Origin of the sequence: Thalassotalea sp. ND16A (assembly GCF_000764205.1) — a bacterium.
In the GTDB taxonomy this organism is placed as follows: domain Bacteria; phylum Pseudomonadota; class Gammaproteobacteria; order Enterobacterales; family Alteromonadaceae; genus Thalassotalea_A.
This window is the reverse complement of sequence record NZ_JQDZ01000030.1, coordinates 119,142-142,967: the sequence shown is the minus strand read 5'-3', so window position 1 is coordinate 142,967 and position 23,826 is coordinate 119,142. Positions and strand designations below refer to the sequence as shown.

General features: G+C 41.6%; 15 protein-coding genes. 2 read left to right on the top strand and 13 right to left on the bottom strand.

The window, feature by feature from the left end:
- Window positions 1-119: 119 nt before the first annotated feature.
- The 4 genes from ND16A_RS13845 to ND16A_RS13860 form a co-directional block, all read right to left on the bottom strand.
- Complete coding sequence (locus tag ND16A_RS13845) at window positions 120-1,883, bottom strand: M48 family metallopeptidase (RefSeq protein WP_052072909.1); 1,764 nt, start codon at window positions 1,881-1,883, stop codon at window positions 120-122.
- 21 nt (window positions 1,884-1,904) lie between these two features.
- Window positions 1,905-2,495 carry a LemA family protein gene (locus ND16A_RS13850; RefSeq protein WP_443080298.1) on the bottom strand — a complete coding sequence of 197 codons (591 nt, stop codon included), beginning with the start codon at window positions 2,493-2,495 and terminating at the stop codon, window positions 1,905-1,907.
- Between the two features lie 118 nt (window positions 2,496-2,613).
- Entirely contained in the window at window positions 2,614-3,591 is a 978-nt protein-coding gene (locus tag ND16A_RS13855) for an NAD(P)H-quinone oxidoreductase (RefSeq protein ID WP_033076648.1), read from the bottom strand.
- 77 nt (window positions 3,592-3,668) lie between these two features.
- Window positions 3,669-3,938, bottom strand: coding sequence for an acylphosphatase (locus ND16A_RS13860; RefSeq protein ID WP_052072908.1), 270 nt, complete (start codon window positions 3,936-3,938; stop codon window positions 3,669-3,671).
- 127 nt (window positions 3,939-4,065) lie between these two features.
- Here ND16A_RS13860 and ND16A_RS13865 point away from each other — a divergent pair, with 127 nt between their 5' ends.
- Complete coding sequence (locus ND16A_RS13865; protein ID WP_033076646.1) at window positions 4,066-5,256, top strand: class I SAM-dependent rRNA methyltransferase; 1,191 nt, start codon at window positions 4,066-4,068, stop codon at window positions 5,254-5,256.
- Window positions 5,257-5,287: 31 nt separating this feature from the next.
- Here ND16A_RS13865 and ND16A_RS13870 read toward each other — a convergent pair whose 3' ends face one another.
- From ND16A_RS13870 to ND16A_RS13880, 3 genes are all read right to left on the bottom strand, one after another.
- Window positions 5,288-5,602 (bottom strand): PilZ domain-containing protein, encoded by a 315-nt coding sequence (locus tag ND16A_RS13870; RefSeq protein WP_033076645.1) that lies wholly within the window; start codon window positions 5,600-5,602, stop codon window positions 5,288-5,290.
- 99 nt (window positions 5,603-5,701) lie between these two features.
- Complete coding sequence (gene hrpA / locus ND16A_RS13875) at window positions 5,702-9,580, bottom strand: ATP-dependent RNA helicase HrpA (RefSeq protein ID WP_200880806.1); 3,879 nt, start codon at window positions 9,578-9,580, stop codon at window positions 5,702-5,704.
- A gap of 213 nt (window positions 9,581-9,793) precedes the next feature.
- A complete protein-coding gene (locus ND16A_RS13880) occupies window positions 9,794-10,222 on the bottom strand; it encodes a CBS domain-containing protein (RefSeq protein WP_033076644.1) in 429 nt (142 codons plus the stop codon).
- Window positions 10,223-10,961: 739 nt separating this feature from the next.
- On the opposite strand from ND16A_RS13880, the gene ND16A_RS13885 reads away from it, so the two are divergent.
- A complete protein-coding gene (locus ND16A_RS13885) occupies window positions 10,962-11,318 on the top strand; it encodes a DUF3718 domain-containing protein (protein WP_033076643.1) in 357 nt (118 codons plus the stop codon).
- A gap of 188 nt (window positions 11,319-11,506) precedes the next feature.
- Here ND16A_RS13885 and ND16A_RS13890 read toward each other — a convergent pair whose 3' ends face one another.
- From ND16A_RS13890 to recC, 6 genes are all read right to left on the bottom strand, one after another.
- The gene (locus ND16A_RS13890) at window positions 11,507-13,744 is read right to left on the bottom strand and encodes a winged helix-turn-helix domain-containing protein (RefSeq protein WP_033076642.1); all 2,238 of its coding nucleotides are present in this window, start codon (window positions 13,742-13,744) and stop codon (window positions 11,507-11,509) included.
- A gap of 273 nt (window positions 13,745-14,017) precedes the next feature.
- Window positions 14,018-14,527 (bottom strand): DUF3087 family protein, encoded by a 510-nt coding sequence (locus ND16A_RS13895; protein WP_033076641.1) that lies wholly within the window; start codon window positions 14,525-14,527, stop codon window positions 14,018-14,020.
- A gap of 9 nt (window positions 14,528-14,536) precedes the next feature.
- Window positions 14,537-16,522, bottom strand: coding sequence for an exodeoxyribonuclease V subunit alpha (gene recD, locus ND16A_RS0118900; protein ID WP_052072907.1), 1,986 nt, complete (start codon window positions 16,520-16,522; stop codon window positions 14,537-14,539).
- Window positions 16,515-20,222 (bottom strand): exodeoxyribonuclease V subunit beta, encoded by a 3,708-nt coding sequence (recB, locus tag ND16A_RS13900; RefSeq protein ID WP_052072906.1) that lies wholly within the window; start codon window positions 20,220-20,222, stop codon window positions 16,515-16,517. Before recB ends, recD begins: the two co-directional genes overlap by 8 nt.
- On the bottom strand, window positions 20,215-20,343 hold the full coding sequence (locus tag ND16A_RS21840; protein WP_268746306.1) for a hypothetical protein: 129 nt from the start codon (window positions 20,341-20,343) through the stop codon (window positions 20,215-20,217). The genes recB and ND16A_RS21840 overlap by 8 nt, the downstream gene beginning before the upstream one ends.
- Window positions 20,336-23,779, bottom strand: a complete 3,444-nt coding sequence (recC, locus tag ND16A_RS0118895) for an exodeoxyribonuclease V subunit gamma (protein ID WP_152593807.1) — start codon at window positions 23,777-23,779, stop codon at window positions 20,336-20,338. Before recC ends, ND16A_RS21840 begins: the two co-directional genes overlap by 8 nt.
- Window positions 23,780-23,826: the final 47 nt, after the last annotated feature.

Sequence of the window (23,826 nt, the reverse complement as noted above, 5' to 3'; positions counted from 1 at the left end):
TAGATCCATTTCAATTAAAGACTAAAATAGAAAGGAAACTGAAAGTCATATTTAAACTTATTACGGTTACACCTAATGTGAGAATAAGGATATAACCTTCGGTTACCTTTTCTTATGAGTCAACGCGGGTGAGTTAATCCCAGTTCTTTTTTAATCAGCGCAATAATCGCATTTTGAGCAGTGCTATCATCGACGCACTGCTGAAATAAATGGCTGATTAATATCGTAATCGCCTGTTGTTTACTCTGCGCATTTAACGGCATTATCCCCCTGCCGCGCCCTAGCGTGTTAACCGGTTTAGTATACTGACTGGCTAAGTGTGTTAATAATACTTTCTGTAAAACCCATTCAAACATGCCTACGCTATTATCTGCCTGAATCAAATGAGAGATGAGTTGTTGCAACTGAAGATATTCCTCAAAGCTGAGTTGTTTCAGCGCAGGTAGGGCTAAATCGATAACTGGCAGGCGAAACCTTTTGTCTAATTGACTGATGCTTTGTCGCAGGGCAAAAACAGAATCAATGATGTTCGCATCTATGTTGTTTTTTAGGTGCATGAGCTGTTTGTTTAACACCTCACTTTCATTACTTAACAATAAACAATAGATAACCGCCCTAACCTGGTTTTTATCATGCAACGCCCGGTATATTGGCTCTGGCAGTTGCTGAATTAATGCATTGGCGTGCGCAAGTTGCGCATGATTAATTTTACCTATGCTATTGATCACAGAATCGGCGACAACGCTAGCACTCATCTGTGCCGCGGATTGAGCAAAATGTTGCGGGCTGACAATACCGCTGGTTTGATTTTGCTTAGCCGTACTCTCATCACTGGCCTGTTGGTTTTGCTGCTTTTGTTGTTTTATGGTGTGTTCGCTAAAGAAATACGGTGAAATACGCTTAATGCGTTTATCAATGGGCGGATGCGTGGCAAACATCGACTCTAAAAATGAACTGACGCCACAACTGAAAAAGGCATGGCTCATTTGTGGCGCTTTTGCAGAGTCGAGTTCTGAACCATAACTGTGTTTTGATATTTTGTGTAAAGCGCTGGCGATGCCATCTTTACTGCGGGTAAACTGTACTGCCGAAGCGTCAGCTAAAAACTCACGCTTGCGACTGACCGAGGCTTTGATCATATTGCCAAAAAAGTTACCGCCAAAGCCGATCACCACCAGACCAAAACCCAGACCTAAAATGGCCGCGCCATGTTTCTTTGAGCCGCGAAACGTTCTTAAAATATAATAACCTATATAGCCGAGCACCAAAATGCCATGCAGTATGCCAATTAAGCGCATATTCAAGCGCATGTCACCATTTAAAATATGGCTAAACTCATGACCTATTACGGCCTGTATTTCTTCACGGTTCAGGGCATCAAGGCAACCTTGAGTGACAGCAATGATTGCATCCGATTGGCTAAAGCCAGCGGCAAAGGCGTTGATACCATATTCATGGTCCATTAAATACACGGTTGGTACCGGTGAGCCAGAAGCAATTGCCATTTCTTCAACCACGTTTAATAAGGTGCGCTCGGCTAAATTACCTGTGTCTGAGTTTACAATTCTGCCAGCCAGCGACTCGGCGATACGTTTTCCTCCTGCACTTATTTGTACCGACTTATAGACACTGCCAATAAAAATCACCAGGCACACCACCGCGCTAATAAATAAAAACATTTGCCAATCAAACGGTTGGCCAAATAAACCATTACTGGTGGTATTGTTGGCAATGGAGTGGATGTCATCAGCGGCGAGAAAGCCAAAAAGAAACATCACCAACACATTGGTGATGACAATTAAACTGAGCACCGCAAGTGAAAAAAGTAGGATCAGACGCGAAGTGTTTTTTCGCGCCTGTTGTTGTGCCTGAAAGAAGTCCATGGGCTACGGGCCAGCTCTTGGTTAAAAAGACACTTTGGGCGCCGATTGTATTGCTTTACTGTCGGCAAATTCTAGCAAGGTGGCATCGGTTGCATGGCCAAAGGCGGCAGCAAAAAAGTGTTGTGGGAAACTTTGTCGGTAAGTGTTAAAGCTCATCACTTGGTCATTAAAGGCCTGCCGGGCAAAGCCCACCTTATTTTCCGTACTGATCAGTTCTTCATTGACCTGCATCATATTTTCATTGGCTGTTAAGTCAGGGTACGCTTCCATGACAACATTCAATTTATCCAACGCGCCCATTAACGCGCCTTCGGTCCCCATCAGGGATTGCATTGCTGCAGCATTGCCCGGTTGTGATGCGGCGGCAGCTAAACCTTTAGCGGCACCATTTCGCGCAGCAATAACCGCTTCTAACGTTTCTCTTTCATGGTTCATGTAGGCTTTTGCGGTTTCGACCAGGTTTGGGATCAAATCGTAGCGACGTTTTAATTGCACTTCAATTTGGGCAAAGCCATTCTTATAGCGATTTTTTAACGCCACCAATTGATTATAAATACCAATAATATACATCACTGATGCGGCAATAATGAGCAAAAGAACTATGCTTGTCATATTCATCTTACGTCCCTAAAAACCATGGTTATTATTTATTCCATAATTTTAATTTAACGTGTGTGATTAAATACCGCAAGGAAAATCAGATAGTTACATTTATTAGACATTAATTATGTTAGATATCAGGAATGGTTAAAATATATTTACCAATATTGCTGTTGCTGGTCATCAGTTGGTGCGCCTGGTCTGCTTGTTGCCAGTCAAACTCTTGCTCGATAACGGCGTTAATTTGTTGCCCCTTTACCGCTGCTGAAAATTGCTTGGTAAAGTCAGCCACCAATTGAGTTTTATAATCATCGCTGCGATTTCTTAGGGTACTGGCGTGGATATTGACTCGCTTGAACAGCATTTTAGCAACATCTACCTGGTCGCAAAAACGGCCGCCCAACATGGCTAGCATTACAATGCGCCCATCGAGTGCTACCGCATCAATATTTTTTTGTACATTATCACCACCAACGATATCTAAAATCACATTAAAACCGGATTTTAGATGTTGTTTCTTCCAGGCGACAAAATCTTGCTGCCGATAATTGATAATATTATCTGCGCCTAATGTTTTACACGCTTGCGCTTTTCTGTCATTGCTTATGGTGACTGTAACCTTAGCTCCGATGGCTTTAGCCAGTTGTATCGCGGCCGTACCAACTCCACTCGCGCCACCATGTATTAAGATATGATCGGTAGTTTGCAGCTTTGCGATACTAAATAAACTTTGATAGGCAGTTAAATACACCTCTGCAATTGCAGCACCTTGGGCATAACTAAGTTCATCGGGAAGTGTCATCATGTGTGCGGCTTTAATTTTCACGTATTGAGCATAACCACCACCCGCAACTAAGCCAAAAACTCGCTCTTTGGTTGAAAACGAATTTACCTGATCTCCTGTTTTTACAATATCACCACAGACTTCTAGCCCTAATATTGGTGATTCACCAGGTGGTGCGGGATATTTTCCGGCGCGCTGAAGAAGGTCAGCACGGTTTACTCCAAAACTTTTTACTTTTAACAAACACTCATCGTCTGCAATTTCAGGGATATCGGTTTCGTTAAAAACTAATTCCTGTTGTGCATTTACCTCTATATATTTCACTGCTTATCCTTTAATACCAATTCGCCTAATTTATTGAACAATTAATTAGGCGAATGGGCATTACTGCGTGGCTAAATTCAGCCGATAGAAAAATGATTAATATCTCTTATGTGAGTGGGATCAGCAGTAACATTTTCAACTTCCGCTTCATCAGGTCCTTGTTCTAACCAGGCCAGCATTTGTAAAACATTGGCTTCATCACCACACGCCATGACTTCTACACTACCATCTTCCTGATTATGTGCATAGCCACTAAGTGCCAGATCTATCGCCATATTTTGCGTACTGGCTCTAAAATAAACTCCTTGCACAACACCGGTTATCTTTGCGATATAGCAAACTTTCATAATTGATCCTATTTTTATTGTTGCTCGATTGTGCCCATCTTAAATAACAACCTAAAACCTTCGTTGTTTACTTAGCCTGCTTTAGTTTACAATCAGTGTTCTTTTCACCTGATATAAAGAATATAGTATGTCTGCACGAATAATGTTAAATCCTGCGCGAGAAAAATCACTTTTACGCCGCCATCCCTGGGTTTTTTCAAAAGCCGTTAATAAAGTTATTGGCAAACCGTTAAGTGGCGAGACTGTAGATATATATGATAGTAAAGGAAACTGGATTGCAAAAGGCGCATATTCCCCTGATTCACAAATTCGGGTAAGAATTTGGACATTTGATAACAGCGAAGCGGTTGACGACGAGTTTTTCAGACAACGAATAATCAACGCCGCGCAATTACGAGAAAAGCCGATTAAAGATGGCGCGCTTAGCGGATTTCGTTTAATTGCCGGAGAATCGGATAACCTGCCCGGCTTAACCATAGATGTTTATGACAATATCATCAGTTGTCAGCTATTAAGTGCCGGCGCCGATTTTCATCGACACAGTATCTTCAGGGTACTTAGCGAGTTATACCCAGATCATGGCATTTATGAACGTTCTGATGTCGACGTTCGTAAAAAAGAAGGGTTAAGCTTGAGCAAAGGCTGGATTAGTGAGCCACTCGATTCTACCCAATGTGTTATTGAAGAGCATGGCATAAAGATTAAAGTGGATGTTGAGAAAGGCCATAAAACCGGTTTTTATCTGGATCAACGCGACTCGCGCCTGGCCGCCGCGCGCTATGCGAAAGACAAAACCGTGTTAAATTGTTTTTCTTATACCGGTACGTTTTCGCTGCATTGTGCCAAAGCAGGCGCCAAAGAAGTCACTAACGTCGATGTCTCACAACAAGCGTTAGACTTAGCCAAAGAAAACCTTGAACTTAACAACTTAGAAGATTGTCACGTTAATTTCATAAAACAAGATGTATTCAAATTATTGCGCCAATACCGTGAGCAGGGCAAAAAGTTTGATATGATCATCCTCGACCCACCCAAATTTGCCGATTCAAAAGCACAATTAAACGGTGCATGTAGAGGCTATAAAGACATCAATATGCTGGCGATGCAGTTATTGAATAAAAATGGCATATTGTTTACGTTTTCTTGTTCCGGGCTGATGGATGCCGGGTTATTTCAAAAAGTTGTCGCAGATGCTGCCTTAGACGCCAAACGCGAAGGCAGGATCATCGAGCGCTTACAACAGGCAAGCGATCACCCTATTTCGTTAAATTATCCAGAAGGTTATTATCTTAAAGGCCTGATTTGCCAAATGGATTAATCCGTTTGGCTTAGACTTTGGTGGATTGGTATTACTCGCTGTCGATGATTTCGACAGCGAGCAAAAACAGCTCTTTGCTTTCTTGTTCGCAACGTAATACTCGGCCTTTGCAATCCGTTAACGGCACCGAGAGTTGATCATCACTATCTAATGTTAAGGTTAATAAAGTCCCTATTTCAACCGGGTGAGTTAATTCCAGGGCAATAGCGGTATCACTGATGTCTCGACAATTGGCCGTAGTTTCAATGTTTGCTTCGGCATCGAGTAAAATAATGCTGACTTCTTGATTGACCATAGTTCGAAAAACTGCCCGACTATCATCAAACCCTTGCTCAAACTTGTACATAGGTACCTCTTCATCCTTTGTAGCAACCCCCCCCTTTATAGAAAGTTAAACACCTTTTGTCAATCAAATCAGTTGATTAAATATACGATTTAACAACTATCAGACGCTTAATACAGCTACCCGGTTTTTAATTCGTTTTAACGAAATGGGAAACGCAGTACCAAGATTTTGCGCAAACACCGATACCCGAAACTCTTCAATCATCCAGCGAATATCATTGATTTCGTGACTTACCGGTTGATTTTTCGGTTGTTTAAGCAATAAGTTTTGATACAGCTCTTGCGCTTTCTGTACTTCGATTAACTTTAATCTGTCTTGATTAGGATCTATCGGTAATTTTTCCATTCTGCGTTCAATCGCTTTTAAGTAGCGCTGCACATTATCTAGTTTATCGACCCCACTTTGACTGACAAACCCTTTAAATACCAGGCTTTCTAACTGCTGTTTAATATCGGCATGAGATTGGATCACATTAAGATCCATTTTACCTTTTAGCGCTTTCGCGATGTTATGGCGTATCGTTAATATCTGCTCTAGCTTTATCGCACCGGCCAATACGTTATCGGCAATCTCCGCTCTGACAATATCACGAGCTTGTTCAAAGCCTTGTTGTTCATATGGTACAGTGCCACTGGTTTTAATCAAATGCTGAGCACAAGCGAGAACGCAGTCATCGAGTAATTCGCTGATCTTGCCAAAGGGATTGAAGTACAAGCCCAATTTTGCTTTATTCGGCAATTTTGCTTCTAAGTATTTCACTGGAGAAGGAGTGTTTAACAACACTAAGCGTGTTACCCCTTTCAGCATTTCTTGTTCGGCGCTTTGCTGGTTTTCAAACAGTTCAATTGCTACATCTTTTTGGTGATCAACCAATGCCGGGAATGCCTGAATGGTAATGTTCGCGGCTTTACGCTGATACGACTTTGGAATGGCATCAAAATCCCATTGCTGAATATGCTGTCTCTCGATGCCCTTTTCGGCGACTTGTTTTATCGACTCTTTCACCCGGCCTTGCAATTGGTCTTTTAACAAGCCGAGATCACGGCCTTGTTTTATTAACTTGCCCTTATTTGATAAAATTTTGAAATTCATCTTAAGATGCTGAGTTAAACTACTGAAATCCCAACTATTTTCAGGCAACCTCACGCCAGTCATCCTTAACAATTGCTTTTCAATAACATCGGTTAGCTTGCCTTGCTCAGGCGATATCAGTTCATAACAAGCGTCGGCATAGTTTGGTGCCGGGACAAAATTCTTGCGTTGCTGTTTCGGTAAACTACGGATCAAAGCGGTAATTAACTCGAGGCGAAGCGCCGGTATTAACCATTCAAATCCTTGCTCATCAATCTGGTTCAAAATACCAACCGGAATATTGACACTAATGCCATCATCATCACTGCCCGGCTCAAAATTATAGCTTAACGCTAAACTCACGTTACCCTGTTGCCATATTTCGGGGTAATCCTTGGCGCTGAGCTTTTGCCCTTGTTGTTTTAGTAACTGCTGTTTTGAGAAATTTAATAACTCAGGTTGTTTTACTTTCGCTTTTTTCCACCAGCTTAAAAAACTGGCCTGACAAACAACGGTCAATGGAATACGATCCAGGTAAAAATCGACAAGTTCTTCTTCTTCAACCAAAAAATCTTTACGGCGTGCTTTATCTTCCAGATCTTCGATGGCAGCAACCAGCTTGTTGTTGGCCAGTAAAAATTTTTCATTGATGTTGCTGTCACCATGCACCAATCCTTCAAGGATAAACAACTTTCGACAAGTATCCGGCTCAATTGCGCTAAAGTTGATTTTTCGTTTGGCAACAATCACCAGCCCGTAAAGACTTAGCTGCTCAAACGCTGCAACCGCACCACGTTTTTTCTCCCAATGGGGCTCAGAGTAGCTGCGTTTAATTAAATGCTCGGCAAGAGACTCTAACCATAGAGGTTCAATTTTGCCGCACATTCTGGCAAATAAGCGGCTGGTTTCGACTAATTCTGTCGCCATCAACCACTTTGGTGTTTTTTTCGCTAAACCGGAACCTGGAAATATGAAAAATTTACTGCCGCGGGCGCCTTTATATTCACGGTTTTCGTCCAAATTACCAATATGGCTTAGCAAGCCTGACAATATCGCCTGATGAACAATGTCATAATTTGAATCATCTTCACCATCATACTTTGCCCATGACCATTTATTCTCAATAAAGGTTCGTTTTAATTGGGTAAATATATCCTGCCACTCACGAATACGCAGATAGGAGAGATATTCTCTTTTGCATAACTGTCGAAATTGATTGTGGCTCAGCTCTTGTTGTTTACTTTGGATGTAGTGGTATAAATTTAACAGGCTAATGTAATCAGATTGTTTGTCTTTAAAGCGGTTATGGGCTTCATCGGCAGCCTGTTGCTTTTCCATCGGCCGCTCTCTTGGGTCTTGAATACTCAAGGCCGCAACAATAATGGCGACTTGTTGCGAACAACCAAAATCGTTGGCGGTGAGCAACATTTTTGCCAAACGCGGATCAATCGGAAACTTTGCTAAGTTTCGGCCGGTATTGGTTAATGATGGCGTAGTTTCTGTCGCCGATTTGATTGCCGCAAGCTCTTCTAATAACCGCATGCCATCATTAATATTACGACTGTCCGGTGCTTGTACAAACGGAAATTGCTGGATCTCACCTAAACCCAGCGATAACATTTGCAAGATAACCGTAGCTAAATTGGTGCGCAATATTTCCGGGTCGGTAAATTCTGGCCGGGAAAGGAAATCATCTTCTGAATATAAACGGATACACACACCGGCGGCGACACGGCCACAACGACCTGAGCGTTGATTTGCACTGGCTTGCGAGATAGGTTCAATCGGTAAGCGTTGTACTTTGGTGCGATAACTATATCTGGATATACGAGCGGTACCTGGGTCAATCACATAGCGGATACCCGGAACCGTAAGTGAGGTTTCGGCTACGTTGGTAGCCAATACAATGTTTCGCCCTCTATGTGGCGCGAATATCTTGTTTTGCTCACTTACCGTTAATCTGGAGAACAGCGGCAGTATTTGGCTATTGCGCAAGTTTTCTTTTTCGAGTGCATAGGCAACATCTCTGATCTCCCGCTCACCATTTAAAAAGACTAAAATATCCCCCAATGGCAAATCATCAAGCTGCTCGATTGCATTAATAATACCACTGACATAATCATTGTCTTGCTCATCTAATGGCTGATATAAAATATCCACCGGATAGGTTCGGCCTGAGACCTCAATGATTGGCGCATTATTAAAGTGCTTTGAAAACCGTTCTGGGTCTATGGTGGCTGAGGTGATGATAATTTTTAAATCGGGGCGTTTCGGTAATATTTGTCGTAAGTAACCGAGAATAAAATCGATATTTAAACTGCGTTCATGGGCTTCATCAATAATAATGGTATCGTATTGGCGTAGTAGCCGGTCTCGTTGCATTTCGGCAAGCAAAATACCGTCGGTCATTAACTTAATATAAGTATTTTCAGAAACCTGATCGGTAAAGCGAACCTTGTAACCTACTTGTTCCCCTAACTTGGTATGTAACTCATCGGCAATACGATTTCCCACGGTACGGGCTGCAATGCGTCGTGGTTGAGTGTGGCCAATGTAGCCTTCAATACCACGGCCAAGGGCCAAACATATTTTTGGAATTTGCGTGGTTTTACCGGAACCCGTTTCTCCGGCAATGATCACCACCTGATTATCTTCGATCGCCCTGGCAATTTCTGCCGAGTTTTGTGAAACCGGTAACTGCTCAGGGTATTCAATGTTGGGAACATTGGCTTTGAGCCGTTGCTTTCGTTTAATCGATGATTCAATTGCGACCGTCAGTTTTGCCATTGCATCCTGTAATTTAGTGGCATTCGATATTTTCTTTACGCCATGCAAGCGCTTTTTAAGCAAGCCACGATCACAGTTTCTCACTTGTGCTAATTGTTGAAATAACGGTTGTAGTCGTATAGATATTTGGGAATTGTGATCTGATGATTGCTTGGGCAAAACTTACTCGTAGGAAATTTCATTATTAGTGGCGCAAATTTTAGCAGTTAAGATCAAGAAAATCAGTAAATAATAGCAAGTATAGTTGCAAGCAATGAAAGGATATTGTGCACCAATATAATAAAGGCAACCGCCAGGTTGCCTGTTGAGGATGGTTTTGTGGTTTTTTAGCCGTTAACCAACTTGTTTACTGACATGAAAACTTGCCCTAATGTGTTGATCTAGCGCCGCCAGCACATCATTACGGCAAATAGTCCCTTGTAAGTTACCGTCATCATCGGTCACCGGGTAGACTTTCGGTTTTGCCTGCAACATGGTTTGCGCAAGTTCCACAATACTGGTGTATGGCTTCATCGTTAATACATCGGTTCGCATTAATTGATCAACCGATGACACATGTTCACTGTAATAACCGGTTTCCAGCATTTTTGCCAAAATATCAGATTCCGACAAGAACCCAACCAAGTTACCTGATTCATCGACTACCGGACCGCCGAGTTCGTGGGTTTTGGTTAATAATTCTGACGCTTCCTCGATGGCCATATTTGGCTTAAACGTAACAGGATGATGGTTTAAATAATCTTTAACTTGTAATGATTGCATTGGCGCACCCTTTTATCATTGTTTTTGAATTGTTAACTGATACCAAGTTGACGAATCAAACTGGTATGAAACCCGCTCAGAAAAAACACCACTGAGTATATTTTTAAGGTTAGTTCAAAATTAATAAATGCCTAATTCAAATCAAGAATATTTAGTGTTTTATCAACATTTATTTTTCAGCCCTTAATTTGATACTACTCTTCATTTTTAAAAATAGCCACATTAGCGTTTTACCTGCCAGCCGGCTTGCGCGGTACCTGCTTTTAGAGTGAAAAGGAATGGCAATATTGCCCTTGGCATTAGGCAAAACTTTCACATGAAAATTTCTCACCGTTTTTACCCAATCCATCACCAACCGAGTTTTTTAATAACTTTTCACAAATACTAAATAAATATTCATGCCAGATTTTGCGAAAACATGATTTGTTACAAACATTACAAAAAACACAGCTTGACCTAACAAATTTTCAGCTTTTTAGTCACACTTCACACAACTTTTACGTTAAGTGGCTGATATTTAATGTTTCACATAGATATTATATAGATATTCATCATATTTTAATCAGGTTTTTAAGGTAAAAAACACCTTTAATTAAAGGGTCTTCAACGGACATTGATAATTAAAACACAGAAACAGATTTATTATCAGATTGGGTAACAATCTACTACTTAAAGCTACTTATTTTGAAAGAAGCCAGGTACTAAATAATAAACACACAATGAAAAAGGAAAGCATATTATGAATAACAGCAAATTAACTTTAACTACTGGCGCACTAGTTATCGCATCTTCATTATTTTTATCAAGTTCTATACAAGCAGCTGGTATGTCTAGCTATATGGAAAATGCATTAATTGACGTGTGTAAAGCAGCGAAATCCAACAATACTATTCGTTTCAGTTACACGGTCAAAAGCTATCGTTTAAAAACACAAACGGTGGCACTTAAAGTGGTGTGTAATGGTGAAAACATTTCAGAATTTGCCGCCAACCACGGTGCCAATAAAACGGCAGATCGGTTAAACGAAGCGCTCGGTGATGTGAGCATTGAAGATGTCGCGTTAAATGATTCAGAAAAACTGTACGTTAACTTTTAATCATTAAGTGATAGCAAGCTAACAAATGGTATTAACTAGTCACAGTAACTACTGTCAATATTCTCAAAAGCAACAACGATTTAAATCATCAACTAATTCAATGTTAGTTGATGATTTTTTTTGCTAACCAGCAAAAATGAGCAGATGTTTAATTAACTCAGCATTAATACCTATCTCAAATTAATCGCTTACCTTGATACCAGGTTATCTGGCTGACTAATTTTAACTCTTTGATTGGCCAAGGCTTGCTGAATGTAGTTATGCCATTGCTCATACCTAGGATCCGCTTTTAAACGCTCTAACGCCGGATGTGGGCCACTATAAAGCCAATGGTTCCATTGTAACCAACCGCTGTCTAACGCCACTGAAAATGCTTCAAATGCTTGTTGTTCTTGTCCTAGAGCAATTAAGATAACCACATCAGAGATGCCATAGCCAAGATAGCCCAAACGATTCGATTGTTTAAAGCGTGCAAGTAGTGGCGCTGCCAACTGTTGCGCTTGTTGCATTTCTCCGGCCTGCGACAACAGCCAAATATAATCCACTTTTTCATCGATGAGTGATCGTAAATTGATGGCATTAATGTCGGCATTTATGGTGTCAAAGCTTTGTTTATAACGATTTTTTGCCTGCTCATATTTACCTTGCAACATTAAATTTCTGGCGTAGTGAAATCTGCCGCGGGGGTTTTTACTTTTGTCTGCTAACTTACAGGCTTCACTTGCTTGGACAAATTTACGTTCAAGCATTAGCACCATACATTGCACTTGAAATTGATGGGTGGGTGAAATGGTATCCACTTGCAGGTAGGTTTCAATGGCTTTATCGGTTAAGCCAACAAAAAAGTAACCATCAGCAATGTATTCTTTTAATCGCTCTTTTTGATTTTCCAAGTTTATGTTTGTTAGGTAATTGATGGTTTTATCAAATTTACCTGTGCCATTGTATAGTTTTACCAGTAAATGACTTAAGCCATAATCATTCGGATATTTCTTTAAATAAGTGGTGAGCAAGTTGATTGCTTGTACATTATTATTCCTTTGGCTTTCTAATTTAGCCAGATAAAATACCGCTAACGAAAATTCTGGCTCTATTTGTAGTGCCTTTCGTGCCAGTTCTGTGGCTTTCGCCGCATCTCCGTTAACTCGATGCAGGTTCGATAATAAGGTAAGTACTTCAACATTTTCTGGCACCTGTTTTTGCGACTTTTGCAAATAGCTAATTGCTGTCGGTAAGTCAATTTCATCTACTTTAAATTGATATAAACCTTTTACTAACCAATAAACCCCACCGTGATAATTATTTTGCTCTGCCTGATCGATCAACCTTTTTATGTAGGGCAGATTATCAGCATTAAAGAAATCACCACGGGTACGCAAATAGCTTAATGCCAGTTCAGTGATAATTTGATGTTCATCTGGATAGGTAAGTACGGCGTTTTGTAATATTGTTATCGCCAACTCAAAATTTTCAACAGAACCAACAAACCTTAGTTCCCGTGCCTGGTGAATTAAAATGGACGCTTGTAAGGTTTTTAAGGACAGCGTTTTTAAGTCTAATTTTTCTTTGTGCGCCACCCTGAAAAAAAACTCTATGGTTTGACTAACATTACTGACTAATTGATGCCAGTTCGCCTTTTCTCCAGCAAACGACTGGCTCCATAATATCTTACCGGTTGCGCTATCGGCAAAATGCAAATTGATATGAAATTCACTATTAATTTCTTTTACCGCACCACTGATAAAAAACTCATTATCGGTACTGCTAATATCATCAAAAATACTGGAATTTAATGTGACATTGGCCACCGTGGAGTTACTTAGTGTCGTCAATAATTGTTCGGTAAGTACCCTGGCAACCATGGCACTGGAATCAAGATTATCGGTCGCGGTAAAATCGTCGATACGTAAAGTAATATTGTTGTCAGCGGTTTGCTGACGTTGATCAACAAAATATTGATAACTGACAATAGCAACGGCAATCGCAATGGAAAATACGGCAACCAGCAACGCGGTTAGCGGTTTAATAAAGCGATTAACTTGGATTTCAAGGGCATTAACCGGCTCTGGCTCGCGATGATGTTCAACCGCATCGTTATGTTCAATCACTTGTTCATTGGTTTCTAATACGTAGCCGTGTTTGGGAATGGTTTTAATAAAACGATGAACTTTACCGGTGTCATCGAGCTTTTTGCGTAATACCGAGATTGCCCGGGTTATGACTTCATCGGACGCAAAGCGCGATTGCCACACTTGTTCGGTTAATTCTTCACGAGAGACTACCTTATTGGCATTTTTTAACAGGTAAACCAATACCTCCATTATTTTAGGTTCTAAATGGATAATTTCGTCGTTTCGTTTAATGGCTGATTTTTCGGGATAAATCAGCCATTCGTCAAGTACAAATTCAATATCTGGTTCAGTCACTCACTATCCTTAGTAATTAAAACGGAGAAGTCAGAGGAGGCTGATAAAAAAAATTACTTGCAATACCAATCAATTATCGGACTTGGTATATTTAAAATCAAAAAACCGAACAAGCACCCATTAATATTAGTGCTTGTTCGGCAGTTTCGCATTGTTAAAGGGTTAAATAACAGCCATTAATGGCAAAAAAGCAGATAGATAGCATGAGAAATTCTGGCATGTCTGAACTGGGCTTGAGATAAGCAGCATTTGCTTAATCCGGCAATGACGGTGTTAAAACGCCGTTAATAACTGCTGCTGATAATCCTTGCTATCAATGGTTAAATTGTGATCATCAATAAATAGTTTTAACTTATTTTCGGCTGTAGTTAACGATGACAGGGTAATGGTATTGTCGTCTAACAGGTAAAGTTGTCGACATGCCTGATAGTAAAAGCTCAAGCAGATCAAGGCATTAATATTACTTTGAGTAAACGCTTGCGCTTCTATAGGCTTTAGTTTTCGATAGATGTAATTTATCTGTTGTTTAAGTTGCCAAACATACAAGATTTCAGTCATAAACGGATGGTGTTTAAAATGATTAATCACACTGGCAACGATGATAAAGGCGATGGCAACACCACTCAAATTTAACCAAAAATTATCTCCACCGGGTTCGGCAAAAATACTGATTAATAGCTGACCAAAAACCAGTGCCAACAGCAAAAAACTGGCAATAAAGCCAACAATAACTTTATTTAAGTGTTGTCGATAACGTTGTTTATCTATGTTCAAAAGATTCATCTAAAAAGCTCACTTAGTCATAATACCAATTTGGTATAGTTTCAATAACCGTTGTGTTAACCCCGAAGCTCGGCTTACTTTTTGTGCCACCGCTGCTGTCCACACCTCTTTCGTGCAGAACAATTGCAGTTGTTTTTTCGCTCGGGTAATACCGGTATAAATTAATTCCCGGGATAATAAACGATTTGATCGGGTTTGCGGAAGAATTATTGCCACATTTTCGAACTCAGAGCCTTGAGTTTTATGGATGGTCATGGCAAAAACCGTTTCAAAAGCGGGTAAACGCGCAATGGAAATAGCACGGTAGCCTTCGTTATCAGCAAAGTACGCCATTAGTTTGCCATTGGCATCATTAAACAGCAGACCAATATCGCCATTATACAAATTAACGCCGTAATGATTTTGACTGATCATAATTGGCCGGCCATGATAAAGCTCTTGCTTAAAAGGCATACATTTAAGTTTGAGCAATTGTTGTTCCACCAGTAAGTTTAAATTTTGCAAACCAAATTCGCCAGCGCGAGTGGGGGCAAGGATCCTAAACCTCTCTAAATAAGTGAAGGCTTGTTCAATACTAGTGGCTTTGAATATCGGCTGATAAAATTGCTCTGTCAGCTCGTTGATATATTCGGTTAACGATTTATTATTGATAAATTTCACTTCTGCGTCCTGCGCAGATGTTAACCGTAACCAGGACTGCTCAGCGTGACCGGCAATGGTTAATTTGGCCAGGCTACCGATGCCCCCTTCCCCGGAAAATCTACGGCTAAAAGTTAGATAGGTTAAGTAATCAATCGCCGGATTTTCGCTAAAGTCTGGCAATTCTTGCTCGCTACAACTCTCGATAAATTGTTTGTTTACCGTGCTGTATTGCGTGCTCGGCCATGGCGCTAAATCGGCGAGAACACTGCCCGTTGCTACCGAAGGCAATTGATCGGCGTCGCCAAGTAAAATCACCCGGCAATGTTCAGGTAATGCTCTAAAAACCCGGGTCATCATGGGTAAATCAACCATAGACACTTCATCGATTAACAACACATCCAGGGCCAACAGGTTATGCTGATGATGCCTGAAATTGGGACTGTTTTTGATCACCCCCAGCAACCGGTGAATGGTCGATGCTGTCGTTGGAATACGCGCTAAAATGTCAGGACTTATTTGCGTGTTATTGCCAAAACTGTTAACCGCAGCGACAATAGATTCTGACAAGCGTTGCGCAGCTTTTCCGGTAGGTGCTACCATGGCAATACTGGCATCCGGGCACTGCATTAATAAGCCGGCAAGTAGCTTAGTTACGGTGTATGTTTTACCCGTGCCTGGGCCACCAGCGATTATCGAAAAAGTTTTATTCAACGCATTACAAACTGCGCTTAGCTGCCAATCTACTTGCCCGGTAGTTGTGGTAAATAAGCTTTGTACTATGTGTTTTGCTTGTTCAACACTCTGTCTATCGGCGTTACTATTCTGGCCAATTTTGCGATGAATGAATTGGGCCAACTCCTGCTCAAATTGCCAATAACGACGTAAATACAATTGCTGGTATTCAAATATCACTAACAACTGCTCACCGTGAAAACCGCGATTAGATTGCGCTGGAGCCGTGAGCTCTTTATCTAACACTTTTTCTAGCAGAGCACATAATTGTGCATGCTGATGAAAGTGATAACCGACTTTATTTTCAGCCAAGCTGTTTGTGAGTTCACCCTGCTCTGCTTTTTGTTCACTTGCCCAAAGAGTAGTATTGGCAATCGCTTGTATTGCTAAACAACTGTGACCGTCGCGCTGACTTACACTTAGCGCTAAAAACAGATGAAATAAGCAACTTATCTGTTGCGCTGCCAAGCCATCAGTATTAACATTTTCGATAAGCTGTTCTGCCAGGTAATAATCGATGGCTTCAATACCCTCAAGCGTTGCCTGCAGTTGATAAAAATTAGTGTAAGGCAGGTGTTTTAGCTCTGCTCTTTGCTTGTTATAGAGACTAAAACTACTCATTGCTCTCTCCTTTAACGATTTGATTGTTACCGCTAAATACGCTATCTAAATTTTCCAGTAAGGTTTGATTCAAGCTCTGGTAAAACACACCACTAAAATTATCATTTGCCGCACTCATGCCCCTGAGATACAAATAATAAACCCCACCAAAATGCTGGTTTACATCATAATTTTTTATCCGCCGGGCTAAATAGCGATGCAGCGCAAGCGAATAGATCATAAATTGCAGATCATAAAAGTTTTCAACAACATGGCTAGCAAGATCAACCGGCAAATAATCCCGAAAACGATCGCCTAAATGGCTGGATTTATAATCACACAGGTAATACTTACCATCGGCTTCGAAAATTAAATCGATAAAGCCATGCATCATGCCTTTTAATTGACCAAAACCTGGCAGCTGATGATTGATTTTTGCCAGCTGCTCTGCAGGGAGTTCGAGACCGGTTCGAAATTGGTCAAGGAGTTGCTGTAAATGGTCAAGTTTTACATTTTCCATCGGAAAGTAAAATTCCGCTTCGCGCAGGGTGTTTTCAAATTTTAAACTCGATAAGGTTAATGCCGAGTCATTTAGCGGAGTATGTAAACAATCGTCTAACCAGTCATACACGTCCTGATGTTCAAAACCAACTGGCAATTCACCAAACTTAAGCAAATAGCGTTGCCCAACCGTGCTCCAGTCAGGCTTGTCAAAATGAGTATGCTCAAATAAATCGTGCAGTAAATTGCCGGTTTTTGCTCCTTTGGCGAAGGCAAACCTTAACAAATCTTTCTTTAAGATTACCTGCTGTTGGCCTTCATTATCTCTATCAGGTGCGGTTCTGCCGCTGTGACGGATGTTGCGAGTTAACGCGGAGAATGAACTTAACCACCAATCTCTCTCGATTCGGCCCTGAAAACTGGCCGCAGCAAACTTTTTCTGCTCTTGCCTTACTGGCATTGGTTGCCCAATAAAATCATCTCCGGCAAGCAATAAATGCCCTATGGTTTCTGGGCTGGCATCGATAAGCACTGTTAATTGACTACTAAAGCTATCGCCTTTGGCCAGTTTTAATGTCTGCCCAAGCGGCGATAAATGATAATCCTTAAACTGAGTACAACCTAGATAACAACGGTATTTAGCCCGCGTGACGGCAACGTATAACAAGCGAACATCTTCAGCATAGCCTTCTTCGGCCATGCGCATTCGGCCATCTTCATCTTTACCCAAATGTACGCTAAGCAAATCTTGCTGATCATGAAAGCGCAATACTTCCTTGTCCAGGTTGCCAAATTTCACCGGATTTTTATGGCGGCTGACAAAAGGCGCAAAAACAATCGGATATTCCAGCCCTTTGGAACCATGCTGGGTAACAATTTGTACCAAATCGGCATCGCTTTCTAAGCGCAACTCTGCTTCCGCAGACGAGAGATTGATGCATTGCTCTTGCAAATAGGCCATTAACTCTTGCGGCTGCTTAAACCGTTGACTGGCGTGTTGCAATAACTCAAATAAATGAATGATATTGGTTAATTGCCGTTCGCTGTTATCTATGCAGCCGGGATAATAATCGTGCAGCAACCTTAACGCCATCGCCATAAAACCGCGTTTATGCCAAATGGCCTTCAACCCATTGAACGATTTACGTAGCCTTTCCCATTGCAATTCATCATTTTGCAAGGCAAACAGCATCTGCGTGGAGTAACCAAAATATGGTCCAGACAAGGCAACAATAAAGGCGCGATCGTCTTCATGGTTAATAATTGCCGCTAACACCGCGATGAAATCTTTGGCGATGTCAGTTGAAAACAAGTTTGAACGTTGTGACTGATAAACACTATTTATGGCAAGCCTGGTTAACGCCGCTTTAATATCATCCGCCTCACGGCCATCTCGAACCAGAATAGCGATGTCAGACGCCTTAATTGCGCTATTTGTAACGTTATCATCCGTTGATGTTGATGACGTCGCAATACTTGCCTGAGTCAGTAGTCGGCTTATTTCTGCAGCACACCAATCGGCGATATTGGCCCGAAATTCGGTTTTTACTGCTTTTGCCCAGATATATTCGTCACTGGCGGTAAATTCGATGAACTGCAATGCTGTATATTGTTGCGGGTCAATCAGTTGTTGTTTGTTGGCCGTCGCAGATGCTTTTACCACCTGATATTGTATGTCAAAACCAAAGATGTCTTTTTTGTCTGCGTTTAAATCGTTGCCATAAAACAAATGATTGTAGCCGCGTATCATCTGCTCAGATGAACGCCAGTTGGTGTCCATCAACCATTGTTGTTGCACTCTTTTTCCGGCAGTTAAATAGGTAAAAATATCACCACCGCGAAACGCATAAATCGCTTGTTTAGGATCGCCAATTAAGTATAAAGCTAACTTGTTACCCGGCTGCTCTAAGGCGTCGTTTTCGGAGCCAGAAATGGCACTTTTCGGATGAAAATACAATTGCTCTAAAATGGCAAACTGTTTGCCATCGGTATCTTGGAATTCATCGATTAATGCCACCGGGTATTGAGCCAACAGTGCTTGTGTTAATGGCATGTTTTCGCCATTTGCTTCTCGTTTTAGCGAACTTGCCAGTTGATTAATAAGATCATCAAAATTTAGTACGTTGGCTTGCTGTTTTTTAACGGACACCTTGGTTTTAATGTCTTCAAGAGCCATTAGTGCAACTTCATAGGCGCCACATTTTAGTAACGCGTTACCAAAATCAAGCCATGACTGTTTAAATTTTTCGATAATGGCAAAGGCACTAAGCAGAGCTGCCTTGATATCTTTCTTAGCGGCAGCTCGCGGCAGTCTCGATTTGGCGATAAATTTAAAATCAGGGGCAATTATTGCCAGTTTATCAAGCGCACAATGGTCGGTTAAATTGGTGTTTAATACGGCCTTGATAAAGTCGATTAACAGCTCAAATTCCTGCAATCGCTTTTGCTGTTCTTTGCTGCTATTTACCAGCTCAGTCAAGATTAATTGCTCATGCTGATACAAGCAATTTAAACTTTGTTGAGCAAGCACTTGTAGCGCACTCACCACACTTTGTTTTGACGTTATCGAAGGTAAGTTGTCATCACTGAGTAGTGCTTTAAAACTGCCAAGGAAACTCTCTGGTGTCGGCCATTGTTGTACCAGAATGGCGTAGTCGCCGGTTTGCTCAGACTTTGCCATTACCCGATAGAAATCCTGGCACGCTTCTAGGGCTAATTCACTGTCATCAACTTCCATTCGTGCATTGAAATTGACCCCGGAGGCGAACGCTTGTTGTGACAACACCCGTTTACAAAAGCCATGTATGGTATAAATCGCAGCTTCGTCTAAGTTGATTAAAGCACTTTTTAATAACGCTTTCACCGTGTTAGCATCAACCCCTTGCTCGCCAAGGGTTTCGGCTAATTGTTGAAAATATGGCTGCTTAGGGTCATTAGTGTACCCATCCCAATTGGCCAGGGCTTCCCGTAAAAACTCGTCAATTCGGCCGCGGATCTCTTCGGTGGCCGCCTTGGTAAAGGTCATCACCAAAATATTATCAACGCTTAACCTGCGTTCTAATATCATCCGTAAATAAATTCGGGTGATGTTGAAAGTTTTGCCCGTACCGGCACTGGCTTCAATAAGATGACGCCCACGCAAAGGAATAGTCTCGGCCAGTAATGGCATCGCCGCTTTAGCGGTATTAGCGGTATTAGCTGAATTATTGTTGTTAGCCATGCTCGCCTCCGACACTGGCTTCAATAAGATGACGCCCTCGTAAAGGAATGGTCTCGGCCAATAATGGCATCGCCGCTTTAGCGGTATTAGCGGTATTAGCTGAATTATTGTGGTTAGCCATGCTCGCCTCTGACACTGTCGGAAAACTCATGATCGGTCACCATTAATTGGGCAAACATGTCTTTATAGACAGTGGACAAATAGGCCGCATGCTCAGTAATATCGGGACACTGCGGCCAAAAATATTGTATATAGGGATCTTCACCTAAGCCTGTAGAATAGTTATCACCCTGCCACAGTTTTAAAAATTGTCTTTGACGCATAGCCTTGTCGGTAAACTTGCCTTTTTGCCAAAACATAGTCATAGCGATATCACCGTTTAATAACAAGGGTTGGCAAAGACCTAGCTGGTAAAAGCTGAGAATGTCGCTTAAGCGTTGTTTTGCATTAATAACGGGATCAAATTTCACCACTTGCAACGCCTGTTTTTTTTCATCGAGAAAATAACCGATACTGATGACTTGCTCGCTGCTGGCAGCACTGTTGACCAATAAATGCCGTAGATACAAAGCGATGATGTCTTTCGCTTTTACCCGAGCTGGCCGGTAGGAAAACTGATAACAGTGATTTTCACTGCGCTCAAGGGTCAATGTTTGACTCAGGCTAAAATGCTGCTCGTCGGTATTGGCATAAATGACAAGTGGAATGTTTACATTTACCTTTTCTGCTTGTGATTTACCAACTAAAGCGGCGATTTGTTGCGTTATCGCCATAGAGAAATTGGCCATAGTTGCTTGCCAGTCACCGATCACGGCTTCGGTGTTTGCATTGTCAGGGAAATTTCCTGACAGCAAAGCTTGCTGCTTTAAGCTCTGGCTGCCCTGCTCTGTAACTGTGTTAGTTTGGTCCAGCGCAACGGTTAAAAATTCATCTTGCAATAGATATTTGCTTAAATGGTCGACGCTAAATGGCTCAGCATCTTGCAGTTGCTGTTGCGGTCCTTTAAAAAATAACTTTAATCGTTGCTCAGCAAACACTTTCGCCGGGTTTTGTAAAAACCTGATCACTTGCGTTAATTCAATATTACTCTGCGGCTCGGCAATTGCTTCAAGCTGCTGCGTTTGTGCGCTAACGTCATGGCTGACTAGGTTGTCAGCATTGGTTTTTGCCAACGCCAACCATTTTTGATCAAAGCTTTGATAGCGATTATCGAAGCGATAATTATCTAAAGAAAATACCTGTAACGGTAATTGTCTTAATTGATTGTTGCTAGCAAACTCTTCATCATTGAATGTCCAGCCATAACCATGTTCAAGGTAATTAATGAATTCTCTTAAGACAATGGAAGGCTGCCGCTCATTGTTATTTTTTATGTCTTTGCCCTGATAACTTAAATACAGGTTGTCTCTTGCCGAGATCAACGCTTCCAGAAACAGGTAGCGATCATCACCTCGCCTTGATCTGTCTCCAGCTATCGCTTGGCTCATCGCCATTAAATCAAAACCTAACGGCTGTTTTTGTCGAGGAAATTCGCCATCATTTAACCCTAATACGGCGATGACTTTAAACGGTATAGAGCGCATCGGCAACATAGAGCAAAAGGTTATTTGCCCGATCATAAATTGTCGTCCAGGATCTGGCTGGCTAAAATGCTGGTTTAAATATTCACGTACCACCGACAATTCAATGTCGCCATCATACTTAGCTTGTTGGCAATATAAGGCAAAAGACTCAATTGCCTGGCCAATGATGGACAAGCCATTGTCATTATCACTATCCACAAACAATTTTTCGATGAAATTTACCAGACATGCTTGCCATTGTTGTGCGCTTTTCGCACTGCCCATCTCAACACTCATCCGCTGTAACTGTTCCAGTAGCAACATTAATTTACCAAGAATGATGCCATTGCTACCCTCGACCCAGGGCAACACCAGATCTTGCTGATATAACTGCTGTTCATCGCCAAAGGCAAAACCACGAATTAATCGGCTTAATCCCAATTGCCAGGTAAATTGTTTATTATTGTCCTCATTACCCAGCATTTGATCTTTATGCTGAGCATTTAAACCCCAATGGATATTGGCTTTATCTAACCAGTCACTGATCAACTCGATGTCACTTTCATTTAAACCAAAACGCAGCTGTAATGGCAATAATCGTAAATAAGACAGTATTTGGCTTACGCCAAAGCGGCTGTCTGGCATCTGTAACAGTTCACTAAAGGCGGCAACCAAAGGTTCCGAATCTTTACTTACTCTGTCAGCTATCGAACAAGGCAATGGCGGAATGGCCTCTGTGATATCCTCCCAGCCGCGAACAAATACCGAATCAATATAGGGTGCGTATTGTTCTATTTGCGGGCACATCACTAATACATCTTTCGGCGTAAGACTGGGATCATCATTAAATTTATGCAATAAATAATCGTGCAACCCCTGAACTTCCCGTAAAGCGCTGTGGGCTGATGTTATGGTAATACTGCTATCGATTTTATTGACCGGCATTTGCCGTTTATCGGTTAACGTTAAAATGTCTTTTTGGATATGAGTGAGCACATTGGCTGTATCTTTCGAGTTACCAGAATTGCCATCGTCATCGATTTCGGCATCACTGTCATCCGCAATTAATTGATCGAATAACGGTATTTCAATATTCGGCGCCTGGTGCAGCAAGGTTAAAAACTCTCGCCCTTGTTGTCCCAGGTTTGCTAACAACGGATTAGAGCTGTCATCACAAATGGCATCCTCAGGCCACTTTTCTATCTGCGATAAATAGCTCTGTTTGGCTTTCGCTTTATCGGTTTTAATGTCACCCCAATATTCATAACAAGGGTTTAAATGATAGAAATGTACATCGATAACCGTGGATAAACTGGTTAAAAAATCAATCCACATTGGCGCTAACGCATTAATGCCAAAGATTGAGATACGAGCGGGTAATAAATGCTGATATTGAGCCAGGTTTTGTTTGGCATTCGCTATCAAGGTTTTTGGGTTATAAGGGCTCTGCTGGCTTAATAGCGACCAAAGGTAGGCTTGCCAGGGTTGATGCGGCGGATTTGTCTCGTTAATATCATCGACTTGCTTGCCCTGAGCCCAGGCATCTATCCAGTTAGGTCGATAAATCAAATATTGTTCGTATAAATCGGCCACTTGCACCGCTAACTGATAACGTTTTAATGGCTCTTCAGCGGTAGCCGTCTGCCAATAGGTTGTCGCTTGCTGGCAATCGATATTGCTGATGACTTGCTCACTTTGCAATAACTTGTCAATTCGCCAGGCCAAAACTTCTCGCGAGTAAGGCGACTGTTCTGGTACTTGATCGCCAGATAGAAGTCTTAATTGTTGCCATAAAAATTGTGCCGGTAACACAAACGAGGCATTCATGCTGATCCCGGATATGTTGGCTTGCTGCATGTTCAACCAATGTTGCATCCCGGGATTTTGCACCAGTACCACTTCTTGGGCGAGTACGGGTAGATGCGAGGTTTGTTGCACTTTATCGAACAGAGTCAGCAAGTCTTCCATTCGGTTGGCAGGATATATGTAAATCAAGGACGATCCGATCCAGTATTATGATTTCAATAACTTGATTTAATCAT

What these genes read in the sequence shown, in the direction of transcription:
- ND16A_RS13845 (WP_052072909.1), bottom strand. Translation starts at nt 1,883, where the DNA reads ATGGACTTCTTTCAGGCACAACAACAGGCGCGAAAAAACACTTCGCGT.
- ND16A_RS13850 (WP_443080298.1), bottom strand. Translation starts at nt 2,495, where the DNA reads ATGACAAGCATAGTTCTTTTGCTCATTATTGCCGCATCAGTGATGTAT.
- ND16A_RS13860 (WP_052072908.1), bottom strand. Translation starts at nt 3,938, where the DNA reads ATGAAAGTTTGCTATATCGCAAAGATAACCGGTGTTGTGCAAGGAGTT.
- ND16A_RS13865 (WP_033076646.1), top strand. Translation starts at nt 4,066, where the DNA reads ATGTCTGCACGAATAATGTTAAATCCTGCGCGAGAAAAATCACTTTTA.
- ND16A_RS13870 (WP_033076645.1), bottom strand. Translation starts at nt 5,602, where the DNA reads ATGTACAAGTTTGAGCAAGGGTTTGATGATAGTCGGGCAGTTTTTCGA.
- ND16A_RS13880 (WP_033076644.1), bottom strand. Translation starts at nt 10,222, where the DNA reads ATGCAATCATTACAAGTTAAAGATTATTTAAACCATCATCCTGTTACG.
- ND16A_RS13885 (WP_033076643.1), top strand. Translation starts at nt 10,962, where the DNA reads ATGAATAACAGCAAATTAACTTTAACTACTGGCGCACTAGTTATCGCA.
- ND16A_RS13895 (WP_033076641.1), bottom strand. Translation starts at nt 14,527, where the DNA reads ATGAATCTTTTGAACATAGATAAACAACGTTATCGACAACACTTAAAT.
- recD (WP_052072907.1), bottom strand. Translation starts at nt 16,522, where the DNA reads ATGAGTAGTTTTAGTCTCTATAACAAGCAAAGAGCAGAGCTAAAACAC.
- recB (WP_052072906.1), bottom strand. Translation starts at nt 20,222, where the DNA reads ATGGCTAACAACAATAATTCAGCTAATACCGCTAATACCGCTAAAGCG.
- ND16A_RS21840 (WP_268746306.1), bottom strand. Translation starts at nt 20,343, where the DNA reads ATGGCTAACCACAATAATTCAGCTAATACCGCTAATACCGCTAAAGCG.